The organism is Legionella lytica (assembly GCF_044626755.1).
Lineage (GTDB): Bacteria > Pseudomonadota > Gammaproteobacteria > Legionellales > Legionellaceae > Legionella > Legionella lytica_A.
Window position 1 is genome coordinate 209,219 of record NZ_JBGORX010000002.1, and the last position, 22,228, is coordinate 231,446.

Sequence of the window (22,228 nt, forward strand, 5' to 3'; positions counted from 1 at the left end):
AAAAATCACCATTTAGAAATAATTTACGCGACTACTTCACTATTTATACAAGCTCATTATAATCGAATGTACTAATGCAAAAAAAGCACAGGCTTATCTTTGCTAGAAAATTGAGGATGTACGAAAATGCCAGGTGTAAAAAAACATGATGCACAATTTAATAATGCAGAACTAGAAACACCCATTTTGTTCAATGTCAGTCCCACGGTGCAGAGACGAACCTCTTTTTCTTTCCTAGTGGACAATCCCCTAATGTTTAAGGGAGCCTCCTCGCATTTATTAGAGCCCAGACCGTTAAAAAAAAGTTCATCCGCCCCACCAATAGAGTCTGATGATTTAGGATTTTCAGAAGACCAAGAAAGCCCCTCCTTACCGCCAATATTTTCTTGCTCATCCCACTACTCTCCTCAGGATTTATCTATTACGCTGGTTCGCAACAGCGGAGAACAAAAGAAGTTTTATCTTCGTTCTACTCTTTCCTCTCAAGAACAAGTTGCCTTACATAATGCCCATCCTTTACTGGCAAAAAGAATTTTAGGTCCGCTGATGGATACAGAGACGGCCCAGGTCTCTCTGCTTGGTCAGGGCACTTTTTCCTCGGTGCGTTTAGCAAAAGATGAACAGGGAACGTTTTTTGCGGTTCGCGCCATATTAAGTAAAGAAGAGCTAATCCAAAGTATATCGAGTCAATCATTGTCACGAGGCAAAGTGTTATTCGATACCATGACCGAATTAAAAGTCCATGCCCTGTTAAAAGCTCAAAACCTTCATGATTCAGTCCTCTTAACAGAAGATGTGGCCATCCTCAGAACGCTTGAAGGAATTCAACTGTATCAATTTTTACCTCTTGCCGATTTAGGAAATGGCAATAGCATCATTAATAAAACAAGTTTTTTACCAGGCAGCGAGAAACAACTATTATTTGATTACATCGCTCTCAAGCTACTCGCGGCCTTAGAAAAAATCCATGCTCAAAATGTCGCCATTAATGACATCAAACCTGCCAATATTTTATTTACCAGCACAGGCTTCGTCTCTTTTTCAGATCTAGGGGCGGTGAGCTACTTAGATGCACAACATAACCTAAAGTATGCTTCTATCTTAAAAGACCAGCGCTATTTAGCCCCCTATCGCGCGCTTGCAGAGAATGCTTCGGATAGCGAGCATTTAAAGAAAAATCAACGCGCTGACTTATGGTCTTTAGCCTTAACTTTATTGGAGTTCTGGGATCAAACCCTAGTTACGGAATTCATTGACCGAGCATTAACCCGTCGTTATTTCCAACAAACACTACCAGCTGTCTCAGCGTCCACTGTGCCTCGAGGCGTAGGTTATTATGTAGCAGACACCCAAATAGAAGCGAAGCCTTTAAATGCTGAAACAAGTATTGCACTAGATCCAGTAGCCTCGAGCTCCATTACCCGGACACCAAAAACACTAGAAGAAGTGCAACATATCTATCAAGAAGAGCTTGAGAAATGCCTATTTACTTCAGCCTCATTTGCCGCGCTTCCCTGCTCCTATCAAACATTATTTAAAGCGATGTTGAATTTAGATCCCAGCCCCAATAATATGACGACCAGCTTAGCCTCACTACGCAATGAGCACCGCCGTTTATCAATAGATACGAGAACTATTTTGCCCCTGCTTGCCAAATTCCTAACGATTCCTGATGATAAATTTAATGCAGAGCTGCTTAAATACATCCTTCAGAAAATTGAAGAATTATTGACTATATTGGAAGAAAGTGCGCAGATGCGTAGCCAAATCATAAATAGTTTTAATATTTATGCTCCTGCCGATTTTGCGCGATTTGTTTTACCCCTAATTGAGGAGCTAGGTTACAGAAATGCGATGCACCCTAGTGCAAGCATTCATAACCAATTTTTTCCTCCGTGCGCAGGAACCAGTCCTGAGCGAGAACAAACAGCTCTTAAAACATCTTTTATCAGTATTTTAACGAAATTTTGTAAGGGAGACTTACCTCACTATATGGTGCTCAATAATTTAACAGACCTTTTACACAGTCTCGATAGCCACAAACACCTAGTACCATGAACAAATTACAGGGCCTCCTTCCGCGACTTGTTTGCGGAATTCAGAGGTAGACCAAGCTCCTCGGTCACGCAATACAGGCTAGGAGCATAGACAGGCGTTTAGAATAGAGTAAGTGCATTTGTCTTACCACCAGACCAACATATTAAATAATCCCAGCAAATAAGGGCGCTTCATAGCCACCACGCACCCCATGTTTGGATAAAACAATTTGCCATAATTGCATGCTGCGTGCGCGAAAACCACCAGCACAAGATAATAAATAATAGCGCCACATGCGGTAAAAGCGCTCATCATATTGAGGCTGCAAACCAGGCCAATGGTGCGCAAAATTATCATACCAAGCCATTAATGTTTGATCATAATAGGCGCCGAAATTAGCCCAATTTTCCATTACAAACAAGCCTTCTACCGCTTTGCTAATTTGGCGCATGGAAGGCAGCATACCATTAGGAAAAATATATTTATTGATCCATGGATCACAAAAGGTGGTCGTTATATTATTGCCAATAGTATGCAATAAAAATAAACCATCATCCTGCAAACAATCTGCCGCTTTTTGCATGTAAGTACGGTAATTCAGATACCCCACATGCTCAAACATCCCCAAGGAAACAATGCGGTCAAAACGCTCATGGAGGTCACGATAGTCCTGAAAACGTATTTCAACGGGAAGGCCCGCACAATTTTTTTGTGCATACTCTCTTTGCTCTTTAGAAATGGTGATGCCCACCACAGAAACAGCATAATTTTCTGCTGCGTATTTGGCAAAAGAGCCAAAACCACAGCCGATATCCAAAACCCGCATTCCTGGTTTAAGCTTTAATTTCTGGCAAGTTAATTCCAATTTATTGCGCTGCGCCATATCCAAATCCGTAGCATTGAGCCAATAGCCACAGGTATAATTCATGCGCTGATCGAGCATGGCCTGGAATAAATCATTCCCCAAATCATAATGCCTTTGGCCAACCATGAGCGCCCGTTTTTTTGATTGCTGATTGAACAGCCGTAACCACAACAGCTTAGGCCATAACCACTGATTCAATTTCACTTTATTTTCAATATCTGCGCCAAGAATGCGGTCAAAAAACTGATCCAATTGAGAACAATCCCACCATCCATCCATGTACGACTCACCAAGTCCTAGGGATCCCTCGTTCAGGATGCGGGTATAAAATTCTTCATGATGAATTTGCGGGTCCCAAGGCTCCTTGCCATTAGGTTGTACGCCGGCTAATAACAACAAATCATTGATAACGTTTTGAGCTGATTTAGAGTTCATAATTAGCCTTTTGCTACTGTAGGTGCTAAAGATTATGGCTCATAATTTTGAAATAATGCAAGTTTAACCTAGGATAAGCGATGTACCGAGCAGCACATTCCTTTATGGGTTTCAAGAGTGGAGCGCAGGGCTTAATTGGCCCTGCTTTTTAGCAAAAAATAACGCGTTCGCGTGAGAGCAAATTAATAGCAACAGCTGAAGATAGAGGATTTTGCTTCAGGATTATCCTTATTTTTTCTAGTCTCCTCGGCTAATGTCTCTACATCGCTGAAGAGCGAACATAATTCTTGTAAGTTTTTAGGCTCAAATACAAGATTACTGGTATCAGCACCATGAGCAGTCAAACTAGTTTTTAATTTTTCTATCAAAGCAAAAACCGCGTGTTGCTTGTCATCGGCAAGTCCACTTAGTTTAATATCTGCTGGTGCAAAAACACCATGAACCATGAGCGGTAATTGGATCCCTTGCTTAAGAGTGACCATCTCTTTTCTTAGGCTTTTAATTTCTTCTTTAGTGTACGGTTTAATTTGTTGGGGCTCTTGCTTGGTATATGCCATTTTATTCTCCTTAGTTAATCCGATGCGAATGATAACATAGAAGACAATAAGGTTCAAAACGAATCTTTAAGACCCATTTAAAATCAAAGCCTTGCCTTGCATCAGCCTAGCAACAGCGTTATTGTTGATTAATTTATTCATTGGCCAACATTTTAGTCATTACCTGCGATGCAGGATTAAGGAGAGCAGATTATGACCGACGTATTAGGAAGTATCAGTGCATTGGCTCTTAATCAACCAGGCGTGCAAATTACCGAAGGATTGTTGGTTTTAGCCGCGGCGGCCGGTGTAGGAGGTTATTTTGCGGGAAAAAAGATTGTCGGAATCATTCATCGAGACTGGCTCGCCTATGAAGAAAAAAAACATAAAACCCAAATAGAGGCTATCAATAAATTACATAAAAAATATCTATCGAGCCTGAGTACCTCAAGTGGAGCGCAAATTACGGCACTGCCGCAAATTTTTCAATATAAAGCCGATAATAAAACCATCGAATCACTACATTACAATGCCGATGAACTCGATGATATTGGCGCTGTTCCGCCAGAAGCACCAACCCAGCTCGCCCTTTACGAACAGTACACTCTCGATGCTATTTTAAAACTCAAAGCATATTATCATGACTTATCGAGCAAAGAGGACACCACTGCTGGTGTCTTATCTTATTTAATGAATATGCTGCAAAACAGATGCCTGAGCTTTGCTGGTTATGAGTATGATATCACCTATCTTAACGCACTGATTAGTTTCATTAATAATTATGCATCCATGAAAAATACGGAGAATGACTCGCATTTCAGTCGCTTAATGGATGTGTATACCCCATTAAAATTCGCGGTACAAGAATTAGAGAAACATAAAGAGTCGATGTCCTTAAGGGATATGGTGGAAGAAACAAGAAAAGCTTGCCTGGATACCAATAATCAGTTAATTCGCTTGATGGTACGCATCATTATTCCTGAAAAATATGATGCCCTCATTGAAACCGTAACGCATAGAGAGTTACAAGAAGACATACTACGCAAACAATATGTCGATATTGAAAAATGGGGTATTGTCTTTAAAAGCAAACATGAAATTGATTTGCCCAATTCAATTTTTCATAATTGGATCATGGGGTTATCTAACTACTTCTTAAAAGCGCAAGAGCCGACAGCTATCCTCCATGGTAAAGCCTTTATGCAACCGGATGAGCTTTTTTCCTTTATTAATTGGGCTCGCGATGTAGCTGCTCGCCCTGAACCAGAAAAACAGAATAATCCACATTATAGACAACAAAAACAACAATATAATGACGATAGGAAGAAGCTGCATGATGCCTTCAACTTAATCCATAAAGTCTTCGTCCACGCCCCCTGCTTTGTCAACAGCAAGCTACACAAAGCCAAAGCGAAAGAAGAATTTTTGGTGGTCGACAGCGATGAAGAATTACTGGCGGCTACCGAGTTTATCGCCCAGTTTGGTCATCTCCTGCACGGACTTATTTCCTTGCAAGGCCAATGTACTAGCTTATCCTCCCAGATTCAGGAACTCGGTTTAAACTTTTTTAATAATAAGCAAAATTTTGAGCGCACCTTTGCAACTTTCAATGAGCTTTATGCCATAGCGCAACACGATTTGCATACCATGCAAACCAAACTGGTAGACATTGATGTAGCTAATGAAAATGTAATGCGTATTGCTTATAAAATTGAATTACAAAACCAGATGGATAAGGCATTAAAAAACATCGCCTCAAGACTACTAGTCCTTGCCGATAAAGTCCGGCATTATAAAAATAAATACCCCAAAACCCAGGAAGAATCGACCGAGGAATTACTTGCCGATGGCGAGTTTTTTGTAAAGATGTATCGCCAAAAGCCTGCGCCAGAACCGCTAGCATTAGACACTGAAGAGGTTAGTCTCTCTCTTGAAACACAGCCACAACCACTGCCCATACCGCTGCAGCCAACGCTTATCCAAATGAAAAACAAACTGGGCCAGCTAAGTAATCAGTTATATACTGAGATAGCGCACATCTCTGATGGCCGAAAGAACGATCCGCATCAGCAAAAATATAATGCGATTTATGATTCCTTAAAAAGCTTAGAATTAAAATCCATCAGCCTGTTAGAGGAAATGGAAAAACTACAGGACAAGCAGCAAGAGGGCGATCCTGATCGTGCAGACAAAGCCCAAAAACTCTATAAGTTTACCGTTTCTTTGTATGAATCAACCATTGAATTTCTCGCGCAAATCCCTGAGGAGCGTAGCAATAGCCTGGATGGCTTTACGCAAAAAATGCGCGCCCAATTAAAGGCCCCGGAAAACAATGCATTTATTAATCGACATTATAATGGTCTATCCAAATGGATTAATGATCATGTATGTTTCTTCCCAACCAACACCCGGAAAAAAGTAATCGCTTTGGAGCACGCTTATGAAAACTTATCCCTCTAATTCCATGCCATCCTTAACCTTATGGTTAGTCCGGCATGGTGAAAGTAGTATTAATGCCGGGACATGGAGCACCAATCCCGCGGAGGCACGACTAACTCTTTTAGGCCAGGAACAAGCACAGGCCGCGGCAGCAAGCATTAGCAAAACCCCGGATTTAATTATTTGTTCACCCTTTATCCGAGCACGAGAAAGTGCAGACTACATCAGCAAAAGCTGGCCTACGGCCCCACTGAATATCTGGCCCATTCAAGAACTAATCTACCTTTCTCCAAGCAAAATGTTTCCCTTAACCCCCGAAGAGCGCAAGGCACGGATAGCCGATTACTGGCAAAATGCAGATCCTGACTTCTGTGATGGCGACGATGCGGAATCATTTACCAGCTTTTTAGCGCGAATACGCCAGTTTCATGCGCAAGTAATACAACAACAAGGCTTTGTAGTGGTAGTAGGGCACGGTCTATTTTTCCAAGCCTTTCAACTCGGATTGACACATGGATTTGAACCAACTCCCGCTTGGATACGCCTCTTTCGCCAATACGAAACCAATCAACCAATAAAAAATAGCACGTGGTTAAAAATAAAACGTAATGGTGCTGGAAACCTGGAAGTTATACCCTCTTCCATTGAAGAATAAACATCGGGGCTTGCTGCTGGGTTCAGCAGCAAGAGCAAACTGTCGCTAAGACATGCAACAGCGTCTACACGCTCAACGAATTATCGAGCGTATGCTTCATTACTTCCGTAAAATTTTTTAACGCCTTTTCACTTTCCGGTTTAAAGAAAATGAATTTACTATTTTGCGGTACATAATTAACCCGTGTTTCCGTTGCCTTCAAGGTATTGACCAATTGGGTCTTCAAGACTTTAGTGTCCGACTCTTCGCTGGATTTGGCTGTATCAATAAGCCCATTCACCTGTAGTTCTAATTGTTCAGCTTCCAATACTAATAATATGGCGTCAAACATTAAAGGGCGTAAAAATGTATGACTTAATAATTCAGTTATGGGTTTTAATACACTCGATAATGAAAATTTCGCAAAACCGGTTGTATGTTCTATTTGATAAATGGCCAAGCATTGTTTTAAAGCAAGCAAGTGTTGGACTAAAGACAGTTTATCAACCAAACCATTTACTTCGTTTGCACTCAATCGTTTAAAATCATTCGCGTCAATTGGATCATCTGGCTGTCGGTTTAATGAAGCCGCCGACCTCACAATGATTTGCTCCGCATGCGAAATTAATAACTGCTTGCGCTGCTCAAGCGTTGATGTAGGGGTTATGGCAGCGGTTAAATTATCTACGACATTTACCGCACTGCTTGCCAGTTCATTGACATAGAGGGGGGTAAAATACCCCACAACCGTCTGCGTTAGCGAACTCAGCATGCCCGCGGCAAAACGAGCTACCTCAATCACCGTACGCACCCCGGTAATACCCAGCGCCTTTTTCTTACTGATTGGAGGAATATGTTCATGCAACGTCAGCCAATATTCAGCAAAATCAGGATAATTATTTTTTAAACTATTGGGTTCACTTAAATCATGAGGTAACAACGTCTCTTCATTCAATAATTCGATAAGCTTTTTACAGGCCGTAATTTCTTTTAATGTAGCCACTTTCCCTTCTAATAACTCGTCTACTTTAGTAAACAGGAGATTGATGTCATCATATTCCGCATCAAACTCTCCCACTATTTTTCCTGTAGCCTGTTCAAGTTGTTTTAATAGTTTGTCTACGAGGGGTTCTGTAGCAAGCCATTGCTCGACTTGGGGTAATAAACCAGGACCTTGCAATAAGCCAATTTCAGGCCAGAGTGCTTGGACTGTGGCAATATTCTCCGGAGCCAAACAATACTCATCAAGGCGTTTTTTTAATGTCGTGGCCGCATAGTGCACGCCGGGCTGTTCTTTACGAATCTGCGCGAGAACTAAAGAACTACCTTGATCAATCGATTGATAGCGCTGCAAATGATGATAATACGTGAGCGCAAATAATAGAGAGTCAGGACAACCAATACTGGGTAAATGCGCCCTTTTCCCCAATACTTCATTATAAAAAGGAGCCCCCAATTTTTCTGCTGCGGCGTTAATCTTGGCAGCAAAGTGTAATCCCCAAAGAACATTGGCCTCAATCTGTGCCCCTTCGGAGATCATCGACCGGGCAGCAAGCCAGGGTTCTGTTCGTGAATCGCTAACTTTGGGGGCTAATCCATCCAGATCTGCATCCCATGCTAACCACCATTCTGTCAGATTCATTTTGCCTTCCTCTCTTTAGGAAATCACCACCAAGTTTTTAGTCTAACGACGGCCTCTCATGAATATACGAGGTCATTGCCACAAAATAAATAAGTATATACCAAGGTGCTAATAAACAGGTGAGCCAAAATAAATCAATACGCCATCCCCAACAACGTAGGAGATGGCGTATTTTTAAGCCATCTCAACTACTTATTAATAACGACGCGAAGCGCTTGCAGCTGCAAGCCGGTGCTCTCGATATAATGCTCACTGTCGTTAAGCTGCTGCTTGAAAAAGTCAATTTCATCTTGACGAATTGCGGGATTAATTGCCTGTAGCGCTTCCAATCGCTCCACTTCATAGCAAACACTTTTGCGCATCTCTACTTTTGCCTGCTCAATAATCTCAGCTAATTGCCCTTCAGCCACCCGTTTAGTCTGGGCCAAAATCCCTTCAACCACTTCGTGGATCTGGGTAATAATTGGATAACCTAAATGGCGTTTAACCGATTGGCACATTTGATTCAATTGGCTGTAGTCCAATACTTTAGACAAGTTTTTACCGGACACATCCATAAAGATTCTAATGGGCGTTAAGGGTAAGAAACGATCCAATTGCAAATGCTTTGGTGAAGCACAATTGACCGTATAAAACGACTCTAAAAATACCGTTCCGGGTGCAATACTTTTAACCGAAATAGTCGCTAAAGTCGCATTACCCATTTCAGAATCAAGAATCATCTCCATGCTTTCACTAACCATAGGATGTTCCCAACTCAAGAACTCCATATCCTCACGTTGCAATGCCTTAGGTCGAGCATAAGTAACTGTTACCCCTTCTTCTTTTAAGCCTGGGAAATGGCTACTTTTCATGTGATCGGTTGGATGCAAAACTTCCGTGCCTTCAGAATGATATTCATGATCAATACCGTACTCATGAAATACTTGTGCCATGTAGTTTTCCAAATCCAGGCAATTCTCTTCCGCGTCAATGTCAGCAATCAGTGCTTGAGCGTGGGGAATATTGCAGGAATTGAGCTCCAATAAACGATCTCGTCCGTCATGCAGGGCTTGATTGATTTGTTCAGTACGTACTCGCGTATCCGCAATGAGTTGGTCGAGCAAAACATCATCAGTAGCATTCATGGCCTGATCTAAAACAGGCAATAAACGTTCCTCAAACTCTTCATAAATGGCAAAGCCCACCGAACAACTCTTGGCAAACAAATCAATTCCTTCCTGATACCAGCGGAATAGTTTTTCTTGAGCTGAATTCATCAGATAAGGCACATGAATTTCAATATCATGCTGCTGACCTATACGGTCCAAACGACCGATACGCTGTTCTAATAGATCAGGGTTTATTGGCAAATCAAATAAAACCAAATGATGGGCGAATTGAAAATTTCGTCCTTCACTGCCAATTTCCGAGCAGATCATTACCTGCGCGCCCTCTTCTTCCTCGCCAAAATAGGCCGCCGCACGATCGCGCTCAATAATTGACAAGCCTTCATGAAAGGCGGTGCTGCGAATGCCGGCACTTAATTTAAAGTGCTGTTCCAAAGCAATCGCGGTTTTCGCTTTAGCACAAATCACCAATACCTTTTTCGGAAATAGCTCATTGATTTTACTAGCCAACCAGCTAACGCGAGGATCTCGTCCTAACCACAACTCTCGATTCAAAAAGTTTTCTGGGGATAAATTGGTAACCCCGGATTGTCCGGAAAGAGAGGAGTAAATTTCGGGCCGCTCCAGAGGATAAGCATGCACATGGCGCTGTGGAAAACCTTGAATTGCCGCACGGGTGTTGCGGAATAGTACCCGGCCGGTGCCGTGGCGATCGAGAAGATTTTTAATAGCCACCTGGATGTCTTCGCCTTTGCATGCCCCCAGATAAGTATCCAACTGCTGCATTAACTCTGGCGTTAATTTAGTTAATGGAGTAGTGGCATCATAGGCTAATAACTCCTGTACCAGTTGATTAATTTCTTGATATCCCTCTTCTTCTTTCTTAAATGCGGCGAGATCATAAAATCGTGAAGGGTCCAGCAAACGCAAACGCGCAAAATGGCTGGCAATCCCTGCTTGCTCAGGAGTTGCAGTTAACAATAAGAGTCCCTTGCTTTGCGCAGATAAAGCTTCAACACATTCATATTCAGGACTTACCTCTGTTTCAGACCAATGTAAATGATGCGCTTCATCAATAACCAACAAGTCCCAGCCGCTTGCAATCGCTTGCTCGCGAGCCTCATCATGCTCCATGAGAAAATCCAGGCTGCACAAAACTAAGGTTTCGGTTTCAAAAGGATTTGCAGTATTTGGTTTGACCTCTTCCTCATCCAACTCATCCTCATAGTCGTAATCGTCTTCGCCATAAGGGTCAAACGACTCTTGATAACGACTGGCATCAATGATTGAGAAATGCAAATTAAAACGACGAATCATTTCCACCAGCCACTGATGAATTAATGATTGCGGTACTACAATCAATACCCGATTAGCCCGCCCAGTAACTAATTGATAGTGTAAGATCATGCCGGCTTCAATAGTTTTACCCAAGCCCACTTCATCAGCGAGTAAAACCCGCGGTGCATGACGTTGTGCCACTTCACTAGCAATATAAACCTGATGAGGCAAATGGCTGGTACGCGAGCCCAATAATCCACGAACTTTAGATTGCTGTAGTCGACTAGCATGGTTTAGGGTATCGATTCTTAAACGAAAGGAACTTTGCTTATCCAACAAGCCACTAAAGAGGCGTTGTTGTGGTGTATTTAAGTCAATAAAGCAATTTAATAAAACCTCACTAATGTGGATCTCGTCCCCGGACTCATCGATGCCGCTATAAAAAAACAGCCCCTGACGTTCCTCAATGCGGGTCAGGCGTATCTTTTGCTGTTTACTGGTGACCACTTCCTCGCCTTCTTTAAAAATAATGCGACTTAATGGGGCATTATCAGTTGAATAAATGCGCTCCTCACCCGCAGCAGGAAAGCTAATGCTCACTTGTCTGCTATTTAAATCAGTAATAATTCCCAAGCCCAATTGTGATTCGGTATTACTTATCCATCGTTGACCAATGCTAAATGCCATAAAAAATACTACCCTTTCTTAAAAAAACGCGAGAATAAACACAACTAATCAGTATATCTCTTTTTAAGACATCTGTCCTAAAATTAGGACATAAAATAATTATAAAATACAAATAAAAGCGTCTTTAATCCCTAAATTTGATATTTTTTTGGCAGTTAATCAAGAAAATCATTGTAAAAACAAAGTATTATCTTGATAATGGCCGCCCTTATCGTATCAGTAAGCACTAAAATGCCTTATTTTTAAACTTAGTGCTCGCGTTACTTATAATTTATTGAATTTAAATGAAAATTAATTACTTGTTTTATCGTATTTTTTGGTTAAAAATAAGAATTACAGGGAAATTCTTAGTCAAAGGAACTGAATATGGCTACTAGAGAAGATGAAGTAATCCAAATGCATGATGTAGAGCAAGAAGCCCTCATCCATGAAGAACCAACAGAAGCGCCTCCGAGGAGTGCCACAGCTCAAGCAGTAGCTCGTGAAGCAGCTTCCCATCCAGAAGCAATTGACCACCCAGAACTTATCGAAATTGAAGCCTTAATCAAAAGAATACAGGCCAAGGGAAAAGATAAGCTCGACGGAACGCTCATTAATGAAGATATTTTTAAAAAAATAAGAGAAAGTCTCGTTGTTATTATTAAAAGCATGGAAAAAAACCCCAGCATGCTCTCGCGTGCTGCAGATTTCTGGGGTGAGCTGCCTCTATGGCAAAAAATTATGGGGGGACTCACCGTAACAGTCCCCACTTTAATTTTAGGCTTGGTGGCTAATGTAGGCTTTTTACTGGCACTCTGCGGTATAACCACACTTGCTTATGCCGGCGGCGGTATTATGCTCGATGATCACCATAACCATACGGTAAACATCACCGACAGTTTAACTAAAGGGGTTCTAGGACTGACAAATCTTTTAGAAATGACCATTACCGCATTGGATAAAATACGCCAGCAATTAGCTGAGCAAGTTGAAAAATTTAGCCAGGAAAATACTACTCTTCACAACAACAACGAAAAACTAACAGAAGCATTAACACTCCTTAATATTAAAATTCTCGCCACTGAAGCCGTAGTTGAGTCACTCACGCAAACTAAAGAATCCCTAGAATTAGCGATCACCTTCCTGAAAGAGCAAATGCAAGAAAAAATTAGATTATTAAGCAATAATCAACAGCAATTGCAGCAAATCACTGAAGATTATCAGGCTAGTCAGCAACGTCTGGAAAGCAAAATAGCCGAGTTTGCGTTAATGAAAAGCAAGTTCGAACTCGATCTTGAAAAAATGAAAAAGACCGCCTTGACCCTGCAAGATACGGTAGACCATCTCGTAGAAACAGTGATTGTCGGGGAAAAACAGCAAGAAGAGTTTAAAGGACGTCTGGATTCGTTTTTTGATACGGAAGGAAAGAAATTTAACTCCATTGCCGAGCGTATCGGGGAAACAGAGCAAAAACTGGCCGTATCCGAAGTCAAATTAAAGCAAAACAATGTGGAATATCAATCACAACTCCAAGAACTACGCCAGCAAATAGAACGATTGACCCTGCTTGCAGATCGCCGTCAACAACAAATAGAAAACGGAGATACTATACCCACCGAGGTATTAGTTAATGCACTGCAGAAAAGAGGTTTTTTTGCCATTAAAAAATCCCTAGAAGAAGTTGCAACTAATCCTCTCGAGATACACGCCAATAGTCCCCTGGTAATTTCTTAAGTTCTCATCAGCCCTGGTTGCTCCAACCAGGGCTTCTTAATCGCAAGTTATCAAATTGCAAAGAACCCTCCACCTATTCCATAATGTTCTCTCACCACTTACCACCGAGAGGAAGATAATGCCAAAAAAATTAATCCAAGAGCGCATACAACAGCTTCAGGATATGGTAGCCCAACTGGTAAACAGCCTGCAACGCAATGAACTGGGACAAGAAGAATTCCAGCAACAAAATAATGAGCTACAAGCATTGCTCGCAGAACTGTCCCAACAAACAGGCCAAGAGCATCAGGAACATGAGCATCGCATCAATGCATTGTATGAAGGGCAATCGCTCACTGAACGGATTAAAGAAATAGAACAAAGGCGTGCACAGACTGCAAATGAATTGCAACAAACCAATGAGGCATACCAAGCACTTCTCGATAGACAATCTAAACAAATGGATCGCCTCTCCAAAATATCAGAAAAGCACATTAATGCATTGAAAGAAAATGGTTTTTTTACGAAGCGCATGGTTAACCCTCAGCAAGAAACGTCCAACAATGCTCAAGAAGCCCAACCAGGTCAACCCGCTGCAACACATTAACAGATGCAGCATTTTGCATTTCTTGATGTCGAATCAGGCTACAACCTTGCCCCTATGTTCCTAACACTACATTCCGCGACGTGCTCGCGGAATCCAGAAAGAGTCGCCTACCCTAGACACGCAAGAACTATTGATTAGAAAAATAGGTTTCGTAAAGCTTAAGATAACTACTGTCTTGCTCAATGTGCAGTAATACTTTATTAATTTGCCTAATTAAATTCTCGCTTCTCGGTGTCGCCATGACCGCAAAACCTTCGCCCAACGTAACCACGGGTCCAAGAGTCTTAAATGAATTATGTCCATTAAGATTCCAATAATTAACATCCGAACGGTATAAAAAAACAGCCGCAATACTTTTATTGCTTAAAGCAGCAAACATATCTTCTACGGAACTATACTGATTAATCTTGAATGCGTCGGGAAAGTTATTGGCAATGTATGAATAGAAAACACCCCCGCTTAATTCATCTTTGATAATGCCTATAGCCGAGCCTTTTAGCGCAGACAAAGAATTAATATTACTTTGTTTTAATGTTAAGAACTGACCTTTACTCAACAGATAAGGCAAGCTAAAAATGAAATTCTTTTTACGTGCCGCAGAAATAGTAATGCCTGAGAGCGCTAAATCCACTTGTCCATTTTTTAGTGCCTCATAGATTTGCTGTGAATTTTTTAAAAAGACAAACTGACATTCAAGCGGTATCTGCTTACATAATAGATGAGCCAGGTCGATATCAAAACCTTCATGAGGAGAAATAACGAAGGGAGGATCGTAGGTTAAAAATGCAATTTTCGTATTACTGTAACTGATACTGGAAAAAAAAACACAACAGAATGCTATCGAGATAATCCTTATTTGCTTCATTTTCTATCCTCTTCTGGTCTGAAGCCCTTAAAAGTCGTCCAAGACTCAAAGTATAGCCCCCCTTTTTGGTCTATGCTAAATAAGATAAGAGGAGAAATCATGAGCATGGCTAAAAAAGTAGCAATTCTGGGGAGCTCCCGTACACCTTTTGTTAAATCACAAACGCTTTATACCGGTAAATCGAACCAAGATTTATTAGGTGCCGCGGTTGCAGGCCTTATCAAAAAGAGCAAGATCGAGGGAGAGTGCTTAGGCGATGTGATTGCGGGTGCCGTTATCAATCACCCTTTTGACTGGAACCTGTCTCGTGAAGTAGTACTAGGGAGTAACCTCTCTCCAGAAACCCCGGGCCTGACCATCCAACGTGCCTGCGGCACAGGTCTGGAAGCCATCAATTTGGTGGCACTCAAAATTGCTAGTGGGCAAATGAGCAGTGGCATTGGCGGGGGTACCGATACTAATTCCGACATCCCCTTAATTGGTCAACGCCGGCTAACACATTTTTTAATCGAATTTCAACAAGCAAAAGATTGGAAAGAGAAACTGCGCATTGCGAAGAAATTTCGCCTCAGCATGCTCAAACCTTTATTGCCCGCCGTACGTGAACCCCGTACCGGTTTATCAATGGGTGAACATTGCGAACTGATGGTAAAAGAGTGGAAAATTAGCCGCGAAGCCCAAGATGAGCTCGCCTTTCGATCACATCAAAATGCCGCCAAGGCCTATGATGAAGGCTTCTACGATGATCTAATTACCCCCATGGATGCTTTAACGAGAGATACCATTACGCGCAAAGAAACAACTCTGGAAAAGTTAGCTAAGTTAAAGCCTGCCTTTGATAAATCAGCTAATGGTAGCTTAACTGCAGGTAATTCTACTCCGTTAACAGATGGCGCCTCTGCCGTCTTACTGGGTTCTCCCGAATGGGCCCAAGCCCATCAGCTAGAGGTCCTAGCCTACTTTGTCGATTGCGAAGTAGCCGCCGTGGATTACGTCCATGGTGCGGGGCTATTGATGGCACCGACAATTGCCGTCAGCCGTCTCTTAGAGCGAAATAACTTAACCTTACAAGATTTTGATTTTTATGAAATTCATGAAGCCTTTGCAGGTCAAGTATTATGCACTCTAAAAGCTTGGGAATCTGCTGAATATTGCCAAAAGGTACTACACCGCGATAAGCCTTTGGGCAGGATTGACCTGCAAAAGATGAATGTAAAAGGTGGAAGCTTGGCTCTCGGCCACCCTTTTGCCGCAACCGGCGGACGTATTGTCGGTGCCGCCGCCAAGATACTGGCTGCAGCAGGAACAGGGCGGATTCTTATCAGTATTTGTACTGCAGGAGGAATGGGTGTGGTCGCTATATTGGAGCGCTAGTCGCATCCTTTACGCAACTACGATATTTGCTCATCCCGGGCTTTATTATCGCAGCCAAGTGCTGAGTCCTACCTCATAATGTTCAGCGCTCTCGAATTACCCCGCTCAAGCCAGGTAATTCGCGCCCATTATTGACCAAGCAAAGCTCCCTCTCCCCTCATAATTTTCAGCCCCACAGGCCACGGGAGCTATTGCTTAATTTTCCAGTTTAGTTGATGATAACAAAAGACAAATGGACCTTCTTCCCCACAAAAAATTAGGGTCAATCGATAAACAATAATTATAATAAAGATTGGATTTATGGACATTCATTCATTGATTTCGACCCAGCGCGAGCGTTATAAAAAACTACCCCATCGCCAGCAACAGAGAGTACAAATCACCACCGCTCTGGTGTTCGTATTAGTGCTTATCTTGTTTTACAGCTTAATGCTGCATAACCATCCTAAGCATCCCACTCATGTACCCATGCTCATTCGCGAAGGTGAGCTCATCAAAATTCCGAAGCATTCACCACTACGTTCACAATTAAATGTACAAACCGTCCAAGCCTCTAATGCACCACATATTATTAAGCTTGCTGGAGTGGTTGAGGCAGAACAAACACGTAATATAAGCATCTTACCCCCATTAACAGGGCAACTGGTTAGTTTAAATACCCAACTTGGAGATGAGGTCAAAAAAGGTCAGGTTTTGGCCGTGATGCAATCCCCCGCTATGGCTCAGGCCTATGCCGACAAAATTAAAGCGCAAAGTGCCTTAAAACAAGCCTCCGAAGCCTGGAATAGGGCACAAAAAGTCAACCGTGCCGGTGCCAATGCCATTAAGGATGTGGAGCAAATAAAAAATAGCTACCTGCAAGCACAAGCCGAGATGCAACGTAGCCAAGCAACCTTAGAAGCCCTGGGCCAAAATCAAAAAAACTTATTGGAAATACGAGCCCCCATAGACGGTAAGATTACCAGCCTAAACTATGGCAGCGGTGCCTATATTACCGATCAAAGCCTGCCTATTTTTAATCTCTCAAATATTCATGCCGTCTGGGTTACCGCATGTGTCCCTGAGCCGTTCATCCCTTGGGTGAAACAAGGCCAAAAAGTCAAAATACATGTAGCGGCCTATCCGCAGCAACATTGGGATGGCAGCATTAGGTTTACCAATAATTTTCTCGATCCGGACACTCGTTGCAATAAATCACGTATTGCCCTGACTAATCCCGATGAGCGTTTACAACCCAATATGTTTGCCACGGTGAATACTGCCATACCGCAGGATAACCAACCTATAGTGCCGCTATCCGCCCTGCTCATGTATAATGACACGACCTCTGTTTTTATTGAAACTGCCCCCTGGACCTTCACCCAGCGTACCGTAATACTCGGCCCTGAAGATAAAGAGCATGTACGTATTCGCTCAGGGCTAAAACCTGGGGATCGCATTGTCAGCGCTGGAGGGGTACTTATCAATGATTGATAAGCTGATTGCCCTATGCTTTCGACGCCGCCACATTGCCTGGGGGGCTGCCATTCTGATAGGTATTTATGGTTATATTTCCAGCACCCAAATGACCATCGAAGCTTATCCTGAACTTGATGACGTACGCGTTTCCATTGCTACCCAATTACCCGGATTAGCCGCCGAAGAAATCGAACAGCAGGTGACCATTCCTCTTGAGCGGGAACTGGTTAGCGTCCCCTATTTATCGGAGATACGCTCCAGCAGTACCTTTGCCCTATCGCTCATCACAATGATCTTCAAAGATGAAGCAAGTGAATATTTTGCCCGCACCCGAGTATTAGAAGCATTGAGCTCCTTGAGCCTGCCTGCAGGCATTCAACCCACCATGGATCCTCTCACCGGCTCTGGCAGCGAAATCTACCGCTATACATTAGAATCGAATAGCAAAAATCTGATGGAACTATCCGAAATACAGCGTTGGATTGTCATACCTACACTCAAACAGGTTTCCGGGATTGCCGAAGTCAATAATTTTGGGGGGTTGACCAAAGAATACCAACTCACCTTAGACCCGATGAAATTAAGGCGTTTTAATTTAGCCTTAGCTGATGTAACCAATGCCATCAACAATAACTCGGCCTTTGCTGGAGGTGGCCGCGTTTCACGCGGGGAGCAAAGCTACATCATTCGTGGTATAGGACAAATTCGCACCTTAGACGAACTCGGTGCCGTTGTGGTTACCCAATATCAGGGCACTCCCATCTTCATTCGTGATTTGGGACAGGTCGAATTTGGTCATAAAGAACGTGAAGGAATCCTCGGCAAAAACCACAATCCAGATACGATTGAAGGGATTGTTCTTATGCGCAAAGGACTTAATCCCGGAAAAGTTCTGGAAGGTTTACATGAAAAAGTGGATTCCTTACAAGAACGACTAAAGCCTATGGGGGTATCCATCGCTCCCTACATTGATCGCGATGATTTGGTCCATTTAACAATTCATAAAATAACCCATACGGTAATTGAAGGTATTGCCATCGTCTGCATTGTACTGATGCTCTTTCTTGGGAGTTTTCGTAGTGCCATCGTGGTGACAGTCGCCATCCCCGCGGCACTAGTATCCGTGTTCATTTTCATGAATTTAACGCAAATGCCTACCAACCTATTCTCTTTAGGCGCTATTGACTTTGGGGTTATCGTTGATGGCGCCATTGTAGTTATGGAAACCATTTTACGCCGCCGCGAAGAACTGCCTAATGCCCCACTGTCCGTAGACGATACCCTCGCTGCAACCAACCAAGTAGCCCGCCCAATTTTCTTCGCCACCCTCATTATTATTTCCGCCTATTTGCCGCTATTTGCCTTTGAACATGCCGAAGGCAAACTCTTTAGGCCGATGGCATATACCGTAAGCTTTGCGCTTTTAGGAGCATTAGTCTGCTCCTTTGTCCTGATTCCAGGATTAGCCTACACGGCCTTACGTAAACCGCAAAAAATACGCCATAATCATACACTTATCTGGTTAACCGTACGCTATCGCGACCTCTTGCGGGATTTAATTAAACGCCCAGGTATTGCCTATACCCTGGGAATCATCACTTTAGCCTTGATCCTTGTGCTTGGTGCGACTGCAGGCCGAGAGTTTTTGCCCGAACTCGATGAGGGAGCACTGTGGTTACAAGCAGATTTGCCGCCTGGACTATCCCTGGAGAAAGGCAGTGAAATGGCCAGCACGCTGCGAGAAAGCATCCTAAAGCATCCTGAAATTTCTTTTGTCGTGACCCAGTTAGGTAGAAATGACAATGGAACCGATCCATGGACACCCTCGCATATTGAAGCTCCTGTAGGTTTAAAACCTTATGGAGAATGGCCGGGAAGAGAATCGAAACAACAACTTATCTCCAAACTCGCACAAGAGTTCTCGCAAATGCCAGGCTTTACCATTGGCATTAGTCAACCGATTGTCGACAACGTCAATGATCTGGTCGGTGGTGCACATAGCCCACTAGCCCTAAGAATTTATGGCACCGACCTCCATGAATCCCGCCGCATTGGCAATGAGATCGTGAAGGTATTAAAAAACATTAAGGGAACGGCGTCTGCTTCTATATTCCAAGAGCCCCCCATTCCGCAAATTACCATTAAAGCGGATCGCGAAAAGATTGCCCGTTATGGAATCAATGTTGCAGATATAACCAACTTAATTCAAACCGGATTAGGTGGCGCCCCCATCACCATAATTTATGTAGAAAATCGCAACTACAGTGCAACCGCACGTTTTCCGAAGGCCGAAAAAAACAGCATTCAAGCGCTGGGTAATTTATTTGTAAATAGCGCCAATGGAGCCAAAATCCCCTTGTCTGAACTGGCTACCTTGGAATATCACACGGGTGAAAGTAATATCGCCCATGAGCAAGGCGAACGCCAAGTCACCGTCCGCATGGATAATCGTGGACGAGATCTCACCTCCTACCTCAATGAAGCCAAACAGAAAATTGACGAAAAGGTACAGTTTGATAAGAAACAATTCCGTTTAGAATGGGCCGGACAATTTCAAAGTCAAGAGCGTGCAGAAAAGCGTTTGGTCTATATTCTTGGACTCATGCTGGTACTCATGGGTTTGCTGTTATTCTTCGAATTCCAAAAGTTACATTTAGTCTTTCTTATTCTTGGCGTGGTTCCTATGGCAACTTTAGGGGGGCTGGTTACTCTGCATTTAACCGGGGAAACCCTGAATGTTGCCACCGCGGTAGGCTTTATCGCCTTATTCGGCGTTTCCATTCAGAATGCCATTATTATGGTCGCCAATATCCGCCGAGTACGTAAACTCAATCCCTCACTGAATCGTGCGGTAATTGACGGAGCAGCTGAACGCCTGCGCCCAGTGCTCATGACCGCAACTGTGGCCTCGTTTGGCATGCTGCCAGCAGCCTTAGCTACTGGGGTGGGAACCGATGTACAGCGGGGCCTGGCTACGGTCATTGTAGGTGGCTTAGCTGTATCGACCTTGTTAACCCTATTTATTTTACCGACGTATTATTACGCCTTAGTTCGTTTTCTTGAACACAAACGCCCTAAAGCACGTGCTTGGGGAAGAAAACCATGATGCATCATCTAGTACGTATCGGATTGCTGTTGCTTTTACTTAATAGTTGCGCGGTGGGACCTAACTATAAAAGACCGGTGGCCTCACTACCCCAAAGTTACACCAAGCCAGCCCCAGTGACGAAAACCCTGGCAAGCAAAGCCGCGTTTGGTACGGCGCAAACCTTGCTCACGAATCAAGAGGTACCCGCACAATGGTGGCGATTATTTAATTCTCAGCCCTTGAATGAGTTAGTCGCCGCCAGCCTGCAATCTAATCCCACGCTGAGTGCAGCCCAAGAAGCACTTCGTTCGGCTTTAGAAAATGCCTATTCAGGACGCGGGGCACTACTACCTGCCGTGGGCGTATCGTTTAACCCCACTACCCAAAAAACGGCCGATATTCTCACCAGCGTACTAGCCAGCAATCAATATCACTATTCACTCTACACTGGACAGGTGTTTGTTTCTTATACCATTGACGTCTTTGGCGGGACTCGACGACAACTGGAGTCATTAATGGCACAAGCTGAATTTCAACGCTTCCAATTAGAAGCCACTTATTTAACCTTAACCGCCAATGTAGTAAGTGCCGCCATCCAAGAAGCCGCCTTACGGGAGCAAATTACTACTACCGAAAAAATTATTGGCGAACAAAAAAGGATCCTGGCAATAATCCAACAACAATTAAGCTTAGGTGATACCGCTCTTGCCAATGTTGCTCTGCAACAAGCCGCCTTGGCCACATCGATAGCCAGCCTGGCTCCCTTACAAAAGCAACTGGCCATCCAACGAGATTTATTAAATTCACTCACCGGGCGCTTTCCGGATGATCCGCAGACCCCCAAAGTTTATTTGCACTCCTTACATTTACCTACACAACTACCGATATCCATTCCCTCAACCCTGATTGAACATCGTCCAGATATTCGTGCCGCCGAGGAGCAAATGCATGCGGCCAATGCGTTAATTGGGGTTGCCATTGCCAATCGCCTGCCCAATTTTACTATTGATGCCACAAACTTAGGCACGGCAGCAACTACCCTCGGTACCTTACTGCGACCGGATACTCGCTTTTGGGCCCTAGCCGGGATTATTACCCAACCAATTTTCAATGGCGGAGCACTGCGTCATAAACAACGGGCTGCAGAAGCAACTTATAGACAAGCAGCCGCCCTGTATCGTTCGACAGTGATCAATGCCTATCAGAATGTGGCAGATACCTTAAAAGCCTTACAAACAGACGCGATTGCCTTAGATACCGCCAATAAAGCAGAACGAGCAGCACGCACAAGTCTTAGGATTTATCAACGTCAATTAGCCCTAGGAGATACCAGCCAAGCAGCCTTACTTCTTAGTCAACAAAATTACCAGCAAGCAAAATTGAATTTAATTCAGGCGCAGGCTAATCGTCTGTCAGATACGGTCGCCTTGTTTCAAGCCTTAGGTGGCGGATGGCAGCAAAAACTGATAGCGGAAAAATAAA

At 43.3% G+C, this 22,228-nt stretch carries 14 protein-coding genes; 9 read left to right on the plus strand and 5 right to left on the minus strand.

Annotated features, from left to right (window positions below; translation table 11 throughout):
* Positions 1–126: 126 nt before the first annotated feature.
* Entirely contained in the window at positions 127–2,058 is a 1,932-nt protein-coding gene (locus tag ACD661_RS08375) for a protein kinase domain-containing protein (RefSeq protein ID WP_400187411.1), read from the plus strand.
* Positions 2,059–2,200: 142 nt separating this feature from the next.
* Here ACD661_RS08375 and cfa read toward each other — a convergent pair whose 3' ends face one another.
* Complete coding sequence (gene cfa / locus ACD661_RS08380; protein ID WP_400187412.1) at positions 2,201–3,337, minus strand: cyclopropane fatty acyl phospholipid synthase; 1,137 nt, start codon at positions 3,335–3,337, stop codon at positions 2,201–2,203.
* 182 nt (positions 3,338–3,519) lie between these two features.
* Positions 3,520–3,894 carry a hypothetical protein gene (locus ACD661_RS08385; protein ID WP_400187413.1) on the minus strand — a complete coding sequence of 125 codons (375 nt, stop codon included), beginning with the start codon at positions 3,892–3,894 and terminating at the stop codon, positions 3,520–3,522.
* Positions 3,895–4,086: 192 nt separating this feature from the next.
* Here ACD661_RS08385 and ACD661_RS08390 point away from each other — a divergent pair, with 192 nt between their 5' ends.
* Both ACD661_RS08390 and ACD661_RS08395 read left to right on the plus strand, forming a co-directional pair.
* Positions 4,087–6,333 (plus strand): hypothetical protein, encoded by a 2,247-nt coding sequence (locus tag ACD661_RS08390; protein ID WP_400187414.1) that lies wholly within the window; start codon positions 4,087–4,089, stop codon positions 6,331–6,333.
* Positions 6,314–6,967, plus strand: coding sequence for a histidine phosphatase family protein (locus tag ACD661_RS08395; protein WP_400187415.1), 654 nt, complete (start codon positions 6,314–6,316; stop codon positions 6,965–6,967). The genes ACD661_RS08390 and ACD661_RS08395 overlap by 20 nt, the downstream gene beginning before the upstream one ends.
* Before the next feature lie 64 nt (positions 6,968–7,031).
* Here ACD661_RS08395 and ACD661_RS08400 read toward each other — a convergent pair whose 3' ends face one another.
* Complete coding sequence (locus ACD661_RS08400) at positions 7,032–8,588, minus strand: hypothetical protein (RefSeq protein ID WP_400187416.1); 1,557 nt, start codon at positions 8,586–8,588, stop codon at positions 7,032–7,034.
* Between the two features lie 188 nt (positions 8,589–8,776).
* The gene (gene rapA / locus ACD661_RS08405) at positions 8,777–11,662 is read right to left on the minus strand and encodes an RNA polymerase-associated protein RapA (protein ID WP_400187417.1); all 2,886 of its coding nucleotides are present in this window, start codon (positions 11,660–11,662) and stop codon (positions 8,777–8,779) included.
* A 366-nt stretch (positions 11,663–12,028) separates the two neighbouring features.
* Here rapA and ACD661_RS08410 point away from each other — a divergent pair, with 366 nt between their 5' ends.
* Entirely contained in the window at positions 12,029–13,375 is a 1,347-nt protein-coding gene (locus ACD661_RS08410; RefSeq protein WP_400187418.1) for a hypothetical protein, read from the plus strand.
* Between the two features lie 118 nt (positions 13,376–13,493).
* The gene (locus ACD661_RS08415; protein WP_400187419.1) at positions 13,494–13,961 is read left to right on the plus strand and encodes a hypothetical protein; all 468 of its coding nucleotides are present in this window, start codon (positions 13,494–13,496) and stop codon (positions 13,959–13,961) included.
* Positions 13,962–14,088: 127 nt separating this feature from the next.
* On the opposite strand, the gene ACD661_RS08420 is transcribed toward ACD661_RS08415, so the two are convergent.
* A complete protein-coding gene (locus tag ACD661_RS08420) occupies positions 14,089–14,826 on the minus strand; it encodes a transporter substrate-binding domain-containing protein (protein ID WP_400187420.1) in 738 nt (245 codons plus the stop codon).
* A gap of 99 nt (positions 14,827–14,925) precedes the next feature.
* Here ACD661_RS08420 and ACD661_RS08425 point away from each other — a divergent pair, with 99 nt between their 5' ends.
* From ACD661_RS08425 to ACD661_RS08440, 4 genes are all read left to right on the plus strand, one after another.
* Complete coding sequence (locus ACD661_RS08425) at positions 14,926–16,200, plus strand: acetyl-CoA C-acetyltransferase (protein WP_400187421.1); 1,275 nt, start codon at positions 14,926–14,928, stop codon at positions 16,198–16,200.
* 300 nt (positions 16,201–16,500) lie between these two features.
* Entirely contained in the window at positions 16,501–17,673 is a 1,173-nt protein-coding gene (locus ACD661_RS08430; protein ID WP_400187422.1) for an efflux RND transporter periplasmic adaptor subunit, read from the plus strand.
* Positions 17,666–20,764, plus strand: coding sequence for an efflux RND transporter permease subunit (locus ACD661_RS08435; RefSeq protein ID WP_400187423.1), 3,099 nt, complete (start codon positions 17,666–17,668; stop codon positions 20,762–20,764). The genes ACD661_RS08430 and ACD661_RS08435 overlap by 8 nt, the downstream gene beginning before the upstream one ends.
* Positions 20,761–22,227, plus strand: a complete 1,467-nt coding sequence (locus ACD661_RS08440; RefSeq protein WP_400187424.1) for an efflux transporter outer membrane subunit — start codon at positions 20,761–20,763, stop codon at positions 22,225–22,227. The genes ACD661_RS08435 and ACD661_RS08440 overlap by 4 nt, the downstream gene beginning before the upstream one ends.
* Position 22,228: the final 1 nt, after the last annotated feature.